Below are 12,577 nucleotides of genomic sequence, written 5' to 3'. Positions count from 1 at the left end.
CCATAGCTCAGCTAGTCGCGAGGCCGGAGGTATTGAGCGCGAAACGCAGAGAATACGAGCTTGGCAAATATCCTCATTGAAAGCACCCCCAGAGGGTCAATTCTACCGTTCTTGACATGGTCAAGATATGACTTAACAAAGTCAAATCGATTCTTCTTCCGCACAAGATCTGAAAGTTCCTTGTATGCTATCAGTGCGATGTGCTTCCTATAGAAGTTCTCTATGTTAATTTTGTCTCTGTACTTTTCAGTAACTTGTCTCAACCCACGCATTCGTGTATCCACATCCTTGGAGACGCTATACCCTCCATGGACCGTGTAAATATTCAAAGGTTCACGAACGCTAAAGAACTTAACTTCGTTCATGGCCATCCGAAACCAAAGATCCCAGTCTTGAAAACTGGACAGATCCGGGTCGAATCCATCCACTGCGTCCAGGCAAGCCTTTCTTGCAGAGACAGCGCTTGCGGTATACGGGGCAAAAGAGCCTTCCGACATTGCCGTCAGGACGTTTTCCGGTACTGGTCGGCCGAAGGCAAAAGTATCTTTCCTTTTACCGCTGTCGTGACGTACGATCGCGCCCGAATAGACTACGCCGATACCCCTATCGGCAGAGTGTGCAGCTAAATGTCGTTCGATCTTATTTGGTAACCAGTGGTCGTCATCATCAAGAAAAAAGATAATTTCTCCGGACGCCTGCTTAATGCCAATATTCCTTGCTTCACCACCTTTCAGTCGTTTGGAGCAGGAAATGACACGAACGGTATCGTTTTTTGCGACCTCATCGAGGCGAAAAATCTCATCATACTCATCTGGATCGGAGACAATCACTAGCACCTCATCAGGTCTGGAGGATTGCTCCGAAACGCCTCTCAACGCTCTACGAAGCATTGGAATCCGCTTAAAAGTTGGAATAATGACGCTAACCGAAAATTCGCTCATCGGCCTGTCTTCCTAAGTATTCCGGATGGATTGTTTTGAATCGCATGCCGCTCTCCGACAGAGATCTGGCATGTGCGGGGTACACCCCTGTCAAGGCAACCGGCGATTTGAATGACTTCACTAAGCAACCTCGCCTGCAATGCCGTCGCCATCCCGGAGTGGCGGTGGCGCTAACCCTGCAGGGCGCGACTGTCGATCCATGGAAAGTTCGCATGTCCCTTTCCTCGATTACCTCGGCGCCGGCACCTTCGACTAATTGACGGACGCCGGAATTCCCGGGGCGAACCGGCATCGCCACTATTGGCGAGAATTCTTTGCGATCCAGCGACTTTATCTACAATGCCAAACTCTTCGGCGCGCCCCCAGCGCGGTCGCATGATGAAAATACAATACTTTCTTCACCATGTATGAGCAGCCACAATGTCCCGGTCCGGGTTGTGAGATCGGGTATCAGGCGTGTTCACGCCGCCCCCTCGCAGAGTTCGGCGTCGGCATGTTTTGACCCTCCCAATGCGCGCATTGTGGATGAGATGAAATCATTGCGCCACGACCGGATCCTAATCTCACGTTCTTCTGTTGCCGCCGTTCCCCGGTCTGCCTTGGCGATCTTATTTAGCTCAGTTGCAGCTCCGTTACAGTCGCCAAAATCGATCGCATGGACCGGAGCGCCGAACTTTTGAGCTGCCGTATGGATCAAGGAGCCACGACGCACGATCGCGGGAACGCCAAATTGCAGCGCCCGGCCAAAAACGCCCGACGCTTGGTCGTATCTTGGATCGTAGCAGGCCCACACTGCGTCGGCGACACCGTACAGGCTTTCCCACTCGGCATCGGTGAGCCGCCGGTCAATATGAATTCCTCCCATCGACTTAAACCGGGAAACCAATGCCTGCTCCGAGTTCGCCGTCCCAGCGGTTACGAAACATAGCCGTTTGGCGATAGCCGGGTTGGCCTCGATAATTGCAACCATGAAGGCAAAACCTTTGTGCACCGACGCAGCACCAAGCCAGCAGACAATCGGCCGACCACCAGCCAAGTGGCGGACTTCAGTCGCCACCGGCGTATCGCCGGGTTGCCTCAGGATGTAACCATCGTGCATGTCCCACCACTGCGGATCATGAAGCCCGACATCCACAACGGTGCCATATTCCGGAGCCAGACTGAGAGGTATGATACTCGCGACCGTGACCTTTGGCACACGCCTCAGAAAAACAAAAATGCTTTTCTTGAGAAGCCGCTTGAGGTTGAAGGGTCCGAAGCAGGACTGCGGTCCTAAAAACAATGCAACAGTCGCCCTTCCGAGAGCCGCCCGACGGAGAGCTATCGAGACAAAAGAAACCAAGTCATCGTCAAGGGTAGCAAAAAAGAGACGATCAGCCGCTAGCAGTCTTTTTTTGAGCGCCCGTGACATTGGCCCCATTGCAGGAGACAGGCCCAAAGCCGGCCCCAACAGATCAGCATACGACTGCCTGTGTCCCGAACCCGATTTCACATATATGGTTCCCATATCTCGGCGACGAGGCTCTGCTGCACTTTCGGGGTCTGCATCGAACGGCTTGCTGTAGTTCACGGCGCAGCGTCCCGCTTCACAGCGTCCGATGCAACGCCACAGTTATCGACCAGCGCCAGCTCTCTATCCCTTCGACTTGCGGGTTTGTTTCGGCAGAAACTGTCCCAACTTCCGCGCCGGCTTTGCAACAAGCGCGTAATCGACCGGACCTGATCCGAGCCATCGGCGTCGGGAGCGCAGCGCTTCCAGATTATGCCCGATATGGGAACGGAAGCTCTTGGTGCTGGCCCCTCCCGTCATCATGTCAACGAGGACCTGATCGATTGTAGTGATCCTGAATCCATGGAGTTCGACGGCCCTCAGCATCCAGTCGTAGTCGGAGGAAACTTTGAGCGTCAGATCGAACGGCCCGATCTTTTCCGCAACGGCACGCCGAACGTAGAAGGTCGGGTGGGCAGGCATCCAGCCGGAGCGGAACCCATCTTGAGGCTTTGGCTCTGCCCGCCAGCGGCGGACCACCCGCTTGCTTTCGTGATTGTCGACGAAGTCGAGGTGACCGTGGACAATGTCGCTTTCGGCAAGCGCCTCCCTGATCTTGCCGAGCACTGAAGCGTCATGAAACGCATCGTCAGCGTTTAGAGCCCCGATTGCCTCTCCCGTACAAAGTGCAAGCCCCTTGTTCAATGCGTCATACATGCCGCGGTCGGGCTCGCTGATGATCTGCAATCCTTGCGCGGCGTAGGAGCGGACAATCGTGAGCGTCTCGTCGGTCGAGGCTCCGTCGATGACGATCAGTTCCTTGTCCTGGTGTTCCTGGGCAAAGAAACTGTCGAGCGTATGACGGATTGTTGCCGCCGAGTTCCAGCAGACGGTTAGGACCGAAATCTTCATGTTCGCGGGACTTTTCGCAGCTACTGAGCCGCCTTGCGGTTGTGCTCTTCGTCAAGCCGGCGATGCTCGTATTCGCGCGCCACCACCTTGAGGTCGGACTGAACCATCTCGCGCACCATCTCATCAAGCGGCGTCGTCGCCTTCCAGCCGAGGACCCGCTCCGCCTTCGAAGGATCACCGAGCAGCAGGTCGACCTCGGTCGGCCTGAAGTAGCGTGGATCGACCTCGACCAATATCTTGCCGGACCTAGTGTCGACGCCCTTTTCGGCGACGCCCGAACCGTTCCACTGAATGCGGACCCCAACCTCGGCGAAGGCGAGTTCGACAAACTTTCGAACGGAACTCTTGACCCCTGTGGCCAGCACATAGTCGTCCGGGGTTTCCTGCTGGAGGATCCTCCACATGCCTTCGACATAGTCGCGCGCATGCCCCCAATCGCGCTCGGCTGAAACGTTGCCGAGATAGAGCTTGTCCTGAAGGCCGAGGCTGATGGCAGCGGCAGCTCGCGTGATCTTGCGGGTCACGAATGTCTCGCCCCGCATTGGGCTTTCATGGTTGAACAGAATTCCGTTGGAAGCGTGAATGCTATAGGCTTCGCGGTAGTTCACCGTAATCCAGTAGCCATAGATCTTTGCGGCCGCATAGGGCGAGCGAGGATAAAAGGGCGTCGTCTCCTTCTGTGGAACCTCCTGCACCTTGCCATAGAGCTCGGAAGTCGATGCCTGATAGAAACGCGTCTTTTTCGTCAAGCCAAGCAGCCGGATGGCTTCCAGAAGGCGCAATGTACCGATCGCGTCGGCATTCGCTGTATATTCCGCGGTCTCGAAGCTCACCTGGACATGCGATTGTGCCGCGAGGTTATAGATCTCGTCCGGCTGCACTTCCTGGATTATGCGGATCAGGTTCGTCGCATCGGTCATGTCGCCATAGTGAAGTGAAAAATTGACGCCGGATTCATGCGGATCTTGATAGAGGTGATCGATACGACCGGTATTGAACGACGACGAACGCCGCTTGATGCCGTGGACTGCGTATCCTTTGGCAAGCAGGAGGTCGGCAAGATATGCACCATCCTGGCCGGTGATGCCTGTAATTAGCGCGGTTTTTCGGCTCATTTGATATCCTTCGACAGCTTCAGAACACACTCACCAGCACTATCCTGGCGTTGCATTCGACAGATGATTTCTGATGAACGTGAAATTCAATCCGGTCTCTATCGAGATCCGAATCCACTTAGCAGAGTCTTTAGCGTTCTCAACACGATAACGAAATCAAGCCATGGAGAGAAGTTCTTGATGTAATAGAAATCATAGTGCAGCTTCTCGATTTCATCGTCATCATCCGACACATATCCTTGATTTACCTGAGCCCATCCGGAAATTCCAGGACGAACGATATTTCGGTAGCGATAGAACGGCAACGCCACCGAATAATGGGAAGACAACACTGTCGCCTCAGGGCGAGGCCCGATCCAGCTCATTTCCGAACGAACGATATTTATCAGCTGCGGCAGTTCGTCGATTCTGCTTCTCCGCAGGAAGCGGCCGATCCGGGTAACCCTGCTATCACCCGGCCTTGTGACGGCGAGGCTGCGAAGGTTTTCCGCCTCAGGTGAGCTAACGGTCATTGTCCGAAACTTGTAGACCGTGAATGATTTTCCGCCAAAGCCCAAGCGCTCCTGGCGAAATATGGCAGGTCCAGGAGATTCCAGCCTGATCATCAGCGCAATCAATAACAAGAGAGGTGTCAGCATGATCAGCGCCAACAGCGCGCACACCCAGTCGATCACCTGCTTGATCTTGATATAGGCCTGATTGGGATTGAGCGAGCCCAACGTGTTTTCGGACAAATGTTCGATCTCGACGCGACCGGTCAGCGACTCGCCGATCTGCTTGACATGGTAGACCGGAACTCCCGCAAGCGCCCGGTCGGCGATGTAGCGCTCCCAATCGTCGGACAAATCGGCACGCAGGTCGGCAACAACGCCGTTGGCGCGCTCAATGATCATGTCAGGAGAGACAAGCCAATGCCAGTTGACCCCCTTTATCGCCGCGAGACGACCCACGGCGCCGCCTGGAACCACGGCAAGACTGTAAGGATCAAGGCGTCGGCTTACGATGGTCAAGACAAAGTACCAGAGAATTGACAAGGTCAAGCTGCTGGCCGCTTGGAACCCGCTATACTCGATCCGAAGCAGGAAAATCGCCAAATAAACAAACCCGTAAGACAATGCAAATGTCGGAAATATGTAACCCGAAGCCGCGATACCCGGAAAATTACCTATCCGCCGAAAGGCGAAATAACCTATAGCATGCGCCACAATACCCGCAAAAATTGTAATCTGCAGATTTGCATAATATAGAATTGACGGATCAAATGAAATTCTGACCAGCACAGGAAGCAGGATTGCAAAGGCCAAGCCGCCCAGGAGTTGAAACCTGACCCTGTGCACGAGGTGCCGCTGTCTTGGCCGATTCATCATAACTATATTCAAGTCAAGCGCTCTCTTGCGGGACTACTGAGTCCAAGTCTCTTCTAATTGCGTTGTGGCTGCTTCCATTGTTCTCTGCAGGACGTTTAACCCTGGCGATTCGAACTCCAGGAGGCCCTCGCCGACGTTCACTGGACAGGATGCCGCTCTCGGCCAACGCTGGAATAGGTTATGCCTTCCTTCACGACGTCCTCGCCGCGATAGACGTTTCGAAGGTCAACCATCACCGGGGTCGCCATAAGTGCGTAGAGCCGCTTGAGATCCAACGACCGAAACGCATTCCACTCGGTGACGATGACGATCGCATGGGAGCCCTCGGCTACTGCATAGGCGCTTTCCCCGAATTCAATGCCCTCGATTATCTTGCGTGCCTGCTCCATACCGACGGGATCATAGGCCTTGATCGAAGCGCCGGCATCCTTGAGTGCCTGAATGATGGCCAACGAGGGGGCATCGCGCATATCGTCGGTGTTCGGCTTGAACGTAAGGCCGAGGATACCGATGGTCTTACCGCGAACCGAGCCGCCACAGGCCTCGACCACCTTGCGCGCCATCGCCCGTTTGCGCTGATCGTTTATCGAGACCGTCGTTTCGATAAGCCGGACGGGGCTTGCCGCGTCCTGCGCGGTCTTGACCAGCGCCAGCGTATCTTTCGGGAAACAGGAGCCGCCATAACCCGGCCCAGCGTGAAGAAACTTTGCGCCGATGCGATTGTCCATGCCGATGCCGCGCGCGACGTCCTGCACATCGGCCCCCAACCGCTCGCAGAGATCGGCAATTTCGTTGATGAAGGTAATCTTCATGGCCAGAAACGCGTTGCCGGCATATTTGGTAAGCTCCGCCGTACGTCGGCTCGTATGGAATATCGGCGCTGCATTCAACGAGAGCGGGCGGTAGATCTCGCCCATGACAGCCTTGGCCCTTTCGGCATCGGTCCCGACAATGATGCGGTCGGGCCGCTTGAAGTCCTCGATCGCCGATCCTTCGCGAAGAAATTCCGGATTTGAGACCACCGCAAAATCGGCGGCGGGATTTTGCTCGCGAATGATTCGTTCCACCTCATCGCCGGTACCGACGGGGACGGTCGATTTCGTCACCACGACCGTAAACCCCTTGAGTGCGCGACCAACTTCGGCGGCCGCATCGTAAACGAAGGACAGATCGGCATGCCCGTCGCCACGCCGTGACGGCGTGCCGACGGCTATGAAGACGACATCCGATTGAGAAACCGCATCCGCCAGATTGTCGTCGAAACGCAAGCGGCCTTGCAGGGTGTTGGTCGTGACGAGGTCGTCGAGCCCCGGCTCGTAGATCGGTATCTTGCCGAGTTTGAGCATGGCAAGCTTTTCCGCATCCCGGTCGACGCAGCAGACCTGATGGCCAAAGTCGGCGAAACAGGCGCCCGAGACGAGCCCTACATAGCCGGCACCAATCATTGTTATTCGCATACCGCGTACCCTCAATCAGCGCCGACGAGACGATCTCGTCAGACAGCGCCTAGTCCCACCGAAGAACGGCTACCGCACTCCCGGGTGAAAACCCGAGAGCCGATCCTACAACAATTTGCATCGCCTCGCCGCACCTCGATGCTTACGACTATGCGATGGCGACGAGATCCTTGGTATCAAGGTCGACAGGTATCTCGCCATTCATGATCGCAACCAGAACCCGAGCCCTTCCGGCTGGATCGAGCCGGTCAAGGCGACCGATCATTTCCGCGAACGGGCCGGAAAGGATCCGAACCGAAGCACCGGCTGCGAGGCCGCCACTGAAGTCGAGCAGGCCGTGCCTGCCGGTCAACGCAATGAAGCGCTCTACCAGACCGGAGGGGACAGGCAAAGGCCGGTCCCCTTGCATGACGAGGGAGCGCACACCGAACGTTCCGTTGATCGAGCGCCAACGTTGCAGCGCGACGTCAAGGGCGATGAACATATAACCCGGGAAATAAGCTGCGGACCGTGTTTCGAGCCGCCGGGCATGACGCACGGTTTTCTCGCAGCGAGGCACAAAGGGCTCGAATCCCTGGATCCGGAGATGCCGCTCTGCGACACGCTCCTTCCCGGGAAAGATGCCGGCCGCATACCAGCGCGTTGCCGGCGCGGCGGTCGGCTCAGGCGACAGGGCTGTTGCCTTGCTCGTTGTTTTTTCCGCGCTACTCACGTGTCTTCCTTCGGCGGTCGGCGGCATGATCTCAGGTCAACGGTTACGACAGTGCGTGGATACCAGCAAGCAACCAAGCCACTAGAGTCAAGGCGGTTGGGTTAAGAATTTCCTACACATTGTCCAGAAATTTAGCTGTGCCTAAATAATCATCGAGCCGCTTTCTTTTTCAGCTGGCTGAGATGCTATGTCGAGCAATTTATTTCCATGCGTAGGTGCTTGGTTACGCTGGTCGTGACGAATCGCCCGTTGGTTCTGGTACTTAGTCCGTCGACTTGAAGCTAATGTGACGGATGGCGTCGCGCACAAGCCTGCCGCCAGCGACAAAGATCCTGCACGGCCACACCAACTACGGCGAAAAATCACTGTCGCGCAGAACAGGTTATCACCGCTCGACCGGCTTCACGAACGCTTCAACAGCGACCAGACAGCCGGCACCAGGCTCGCGGCCAGCGCAACCTTGATCAGATCACCGACGATAAAGGGCAACACCCCGAACTGCCAGGATTTTTCCGGGCCGATCAACAGCGCCAGCCAGGCAAAGCCCATTGCCATCATGACGATCTCGGCCACCAGCATGGCATTGAAGAGCTTGATAGGATGGCGATCCCAGCCACGGTCGGCAGCCCAGCCGACGATCGCCGCCATGACGACGAAGCCGACTAGATAACCGCCGGTCGAACCGAGCATGTAGGCGATGCCGATGCCCTTTTCGGGCGTGCTCTGGAAAACCGGAAGGCCCAACGCGCCCTCAGCCATGTAGAGAAGCAGCGTGGCGACGCCGAGGCGCATGCCGAAGGAGGCAGCGATCAGGAAGACGGCGAGCGTCTGCATCGAGATGTCTACCGGTCCGAGCATGACCTTGGTCTTGGCAGACAAGATCAGCAGCAGCGTTCCGGCGACTGCCAGCAAAAGCTGTCCTGCCAGCCGGGCCGCGCCCTTTTCAGGCAAAGCGAGAGAAATGAGCGGACGCATCGTCGTTGCATTTGCCATAGTCTTCCCCGTTCCGGATTGCCGCCGAACGCGGCCTTGCGTTTTCCTATATTGGCTTCCGTGCTATGCGGCAATCGGTTTTGCCCTCGCCCCAAAAAAGGTCGCGACGTTCGCATGGCGCTGAAATTCGATACACGCTTCGATCCGGCCTATGGCGAGGGCATAGCCGTTGCGCCTGGTATTCAACGCGTCACCGCCAGGAACTCCAGCCCGTTCACCTTTCACGGAACCAACAGCTATATCGTCGGGCGCGAGACGCTGGCGGTGATCGATCCCGGACCGGATGACGAGGCACATCTTCGAACACTGCTCGAAGCGATCGGGACCAGGCCGGTCAGCCATATCTTCATCAGCCACACGCATCGCGACCATTCGCCGCTGGCGGCTCGGTTAAAGCAGCATACTGGTGCGGTGGTTCTGGCGGAGGGCCGGCATCGCCCGGCGCGGCCGTTGCGCACCGGTGAGGTCAATCCACTCGATGCCAGCGCCGACACCGACTTTGTTCCTGATATCGCGCTGCCGGACGATATGGTGATCGACGGCGACGGCTGGGCGATCCGGACGGTGCTGACGCCCGGCCATACCGCCAATCACGCGGCCTTCGCGCTGGAGGGAACCGGCATCCTTTTCTCGGCCGATCACGTCATGGCGTGGGCAACCACGATCGTCGCACCGCCGGATGGCGCGATGGCCGACTACATGACATCGCTCGATCGGCTGATCGAACGTGACGACCGGCTGCTGCTGCCCGGTCATGGTGGGCCGGTGACCGAGCCGCGCAGCTTCATGCGCGGATTGAAAACGCATCGCAAAATGCGCGAACGCGCAATTCTGGAGCGGATCAACAGCGGCGACCGGACAATCAAGGACATGGTGGACGCGATCTATCGAGACACAGACCCCCGCCTGCATGGCGCGGCCGGCCTGTCGGTGCTTGCCCATCTGGAAGACCTGGTGGCGCGCGGCCTGGTCCACACCGATGGCGCGCCGGCTATCGACGGCATCTATTCGCCGGCAACGTAGCACACTTCGGGTATCATTCCGCCGGCGCCACGCCCACCTGGCCGGCGACTTCCTGGTCGAGTTCGGAAAGGAAATCGGTGATGCGCGCTGCATTGTCGCCAAGGTCGTAGCGGCCGTAACGCGAGGCCGAGCGCATATCGACGATGACCGCATCGCCGTCGTCGGTCACGCGGACGGCGACATCGGCGGGAAGACCAAGCAGCAAGCTCTTGGCCAGCGCATCGACCGTCACGTCGCTTTGCCCTGCTGCGTCTGGAAACGGCGCCGTGAGCTCCCAGCCGCGCCGATCGAGCACGGTTTTGACCGCCTCCAGAACGCGATCGAAAGGCAAGGTGTAGCTGCGTCCGCTAACGAGCGGATAAGCTTCGATTTGCAGGCGCTGCTCGCCCGGCGTCGGCGGCAAAAGCTCGTTCATGTCCTTTGTCCGGGTAGAAATATCGAGCACCGGTGGGTCGTCCAAATCCGTCGAGATGTCGCGCAGCGGCGGATAGGTCGCCGCCCAATAGGCCGCGACAGCGTAAGGGATGAGCACCAGAAGCGCCAACAAAGCGCCGGCGGTCAGGTCGTGGCCGCCGCGATCACCGAAATTCCACAATCGCGCAAAGGCAAACCCGGCAAACAAAAGCGCAAACGCGGCCAGCAAGGCGACAACGCCGAGCACCCATAGGAAAGCCGGCGTCTCGACGAGATCATATCGGTGCCCGATGACAACCGTCAGCAGCAGCACCGCCGAAAAAGCGCCGGTGCGCCGCGACCAACCGGCAGCCCTCGACGTTTGTCGCTCGGGAATTACCATCATTGTTTTCTGCGCTGCCCCAACCCGAACAAAGGCATAGTGCCTTTCAGCGGCGGCTTGAAGACGCAAAGACGCCACATCTCCGGTCAATCCGTCGGCAGGTGATAATCCCGGAACTGCTGGCGCAAGGTAATCTTCTGGATCTTGCCGGCAGCGGTGTGTGGGATTTCGCCGACAAAAGCGACGTCGTCCGGCATCCACCACTTCGCCACCTTGCCGTCCATGAAAGCGAGAATATCCGTCTTGGTCGGCTCCCTGCCCGGCTTGCGCACGACCACGAGCAAAGGCCGCTCGCCCCATTTCGAATGCGGAATGCCGATGGCGGCGGCCTCCGCCACATCGGGATGGCCGACCGCGAGGTTCTCGAGCTCGATGGTCGAGATCCATTCGCCGCCCGACTTGATCACGTCCTTGGCGCGGTCGGTGATCTGCATATAGCCTCCGGGGTCGATATGCGCGACGTCACCGGTATCGAACCAGCCGTCTTGATCGAACTGTTCGGATCCGATGCCGCCATAATAGGCGCGCGCGACGGCCGGCCCGCGGACCTTGAGCCGGCCGAAGGTCTTGCCGTCCCATGGCAGTTCGTTGCCGGCGTCGTCCGTCACCTTCATTTCGATGCCGAACGGTGTAAAGCCTTGTTTCTGCTGGACGCCGAGGCGGGCCTCGCCCTTCAGCTCGGCGTAATCCGGCTTCAGGGTACACAGCGTGCCGAGCGGCGACATCTCGGTCATGCCCCAGGCGTGGACGACCTGGACATCGTAACTGTCCTGGAACTTCGTCGTGATCGCGCGTGGACAGGACGCACCGCCGATGACGACTTTCTGCAGATAGGGAAGTTTCTTGCCGGTCTCTTCCAGATACTGGAGGAGCATCATCCACACCGTCGGCACGGCGGCGCTGAAGGTCACCTTCTCGGTATCGAGCAGCTCGTAGAGCGAAGCGCCATCCATCTTGCAGCCGGGCATGACCAGCTTGGCGCCGATCATCGGCGCGCTCTGGGCAAGGCCCCAGGCGTTGGCGTGAAACATCGGCACGACGGGCAGTATGGTGTCGCGCGACGACAGGCCCATGGCGTCGGGCATGGCGGCGATCATGGCGTGCAGCACGTTCGAACGATGGCTGTATAGGACGCCTTTCGGGTCGCCCGTCGTGCCCGAGGTGTAGCACATCCCGGCGGCGGTGTTTTCGTCGAATGTCTTCCAGGCGAAGTTGCCGTCGGCTTCAGCAAGCCATTCTTCATAGGCGATCACATTGGGCAGCGCAGTCTCCGGCATATGCGCCTCGTCGGTCAGCACGATGACCTGCTTCAGCGACTTGACCGCGCCGGCGATCTTTTCGAGCAGCGGCAGGAAGGTCAGGTCGACGAAGATCGCCTTATCCCCGGCATTGTTCATGATCCAGGTGATCTGCTCGGGAAAGAGCCGCGGGTTGAGCGTGTGATAGATGGCGCCGACACCCATGATGCCGTACCAGGCCTCGATGTGGCGCGCGGTGTTCCAGGCCAGGGTCGCGATGCGGTCGCCAAGCCCGAAGCCGCCACGCTCGAGCCGCTCGGCGACCTTCAGGGCACGATGATGGATTTCGGCATAGTTGCTGCGCACGATCGGCCCCTCGATCGAACGCGACACGATCTCGCGGCTGCCGTGCTGCCGCTCGGCGTTGTCAATCAGCTTATGGCAAAGCAGCGGCCATTCCTGCATCAGCCCGAGCATCTTGTTCCTCCCGTTATTTTTTCGCCATTGTGGGACGAACCGGCGGATTGTCCAGCC

The 12,577-nt window shown here is 58.0% G+C and carries 11 protein-coding genes; 1 reads left to right on the top strand and 10 read right to left on the bottom strand.

From position 1 onward, the window contains the following. Positions 1-11 precede the first annotated feature (11 nt). From NKJ55_RS22250 to NKJ55_RS22215, 8 genes are all read right to left on the bottom strand, one after another. Entirely contained in the window at positions 12-941 is a 930-nt protein-coding gene (locus NKJ55_RS22250) for a glycosyltransferase family 2 protein (protein WP_352451733.1), read from the bottom strand. A 460-nt stretch (positions 942-1,401) separates the two neighbouring features. After that, positions 1,402-2,511, bottom strand: coding sequence for a hypothetical protein (locus NKJ55_RS22245; protein ID WP_352451732.1), 1,110 nt, complete (start codon positions 2,509-2,511; stop codon positions 1,402-1,404). Positions 2,512-2,574: 63 nt separating this feature from the next. Next, positions 2,575-3,342, bottom strand: a complete 768-nt coding sequence (locus tag NKJ55_RS22240; RefSeq protein ID WP_352451731.1) for a glycosyltransferase family 2 protein — start codon at positions 3,340-3,342, stop codon at positions 2,575-2,577. Between the two features lie 20 nt (positions 3,343-3,362). After that, positions 3,363-4,457 carry a GDP-mannose 4,6-dehydratase gene (gene gmd, locus NKJ55_RS22235; protein ID WP_352451730.1) on the bottom strand — a complete coding sequence of 365 codons (1,095 nt, stop codon included), beginning with the start codon at positions 4,455-4,457 and terminating at the stop codon, positions 3,363-3,365. Between the two features lie 98 nt (positions 4,458-4,555). Beyond that, the gene (locus tag NKJ55_RS22230; protein ID WP_352451729.1) at positions 4,556-5,761 is read right to left on the bottom strand and encodes a sugar transferase; all 1,206 of its coding nucleotides are present in this window, start codon (positions 5,759-5,761) and stop codon (positions 4,556-4,558) included. Between the two features lie 200 nt (positions 5,762-5,961). Continuing rightward, a complete protein-coding gene (locus NKJ55_RS22225) occupies positions 5,962-7,281 on the bottom strand; it encodes a UDP-glucose dehydrogenase family protein (RefSeq protein ID WP_352451728.1) in 1,320 nt (439 codons plus the stop codon). A 148-nt stretch (positions 7,282-7,429) separates the two neighbouring features. Beyond that, positions 7,430-8,020, bottom strand: a complete 591-nt coding sequence (gene nusG, locus NKJ55_RS22220; RefSeq protein WP_352451727.1) for a transcription termination/antitermination protein NusG — start codon at positions 8,018-8,020, stop codon at positions 7,430-7,432. A gap of 375 nt (positions 8,021-8,395) precedes the next feature. Further along, positions 8,396-8,986, bottom strand: coding sequence for a biotin transporter BioY (locus NKJ55_RS22215; protein WP_352451726.1), 591 nt, complete (start codon positions 8,984-8,986; stop codon positions 8,396-8,398). Between the two features lie 114 nt (positions 8,987-9,100). Between NKJ55_RS22215 and NKJ55_RS22210 the strand changes: the two genes are divergently transcribed. After that, on the top strand, positions 9,101-10,009 hold the full coding sequence (locus NKJ55_RS22210; protein ID WP_352451725.1) for an MBL fold metallo-hydrolase: 909 nt from the start codon (positions 9,101-9,103) through the stop codon (positions 10,007-10,009). Between the two features lie 13 nt (positions 10,010-10,022). Here the strand turns inward: NKJ55_RS22210 and NKJ55_RS22205 are convergent, their stop codons facing one another. Continuing rightward, positions 10,023-10,808 (bottom strand): DUF1499 domain-containing protein, encoded by a 786-nt coding sequence (locus tag NKJ55_RS22205; RefSeq protein ID WP_352451724.1) that lies wholly within the window; start codon positions 10,806-10,808, stop codon positions 10,023-10,025. 83 nt (positions 10,809-10,891) lie between these two features. Next, positions 10,892-12,520, bottom strand: coding sequence for a fatty-acid--CoA ligase (locus NKJ55_RS22200; RefSeq protein WP_352451723.1), 1,629 nt, complete (start codon positions 12,518-12,520; stop codon positions 10,892-10,894). Positions 12,521-12,577 lie beyond the last annotated feature (57 nt).

It is taken from the genome of Mesorhizobium sp. M0106 (assembly GCF_040322715.1).
GTDB lineage: Bacteria > Pseudomonadota > Alphaproteobacteria > Rhizobiales > Rhizobiaceae > Mesorhizobium.
Note: the sequence above shows the minus strand (reverse complement) of the source record. Positions and strands in the feature narration are given on the sequence as shown.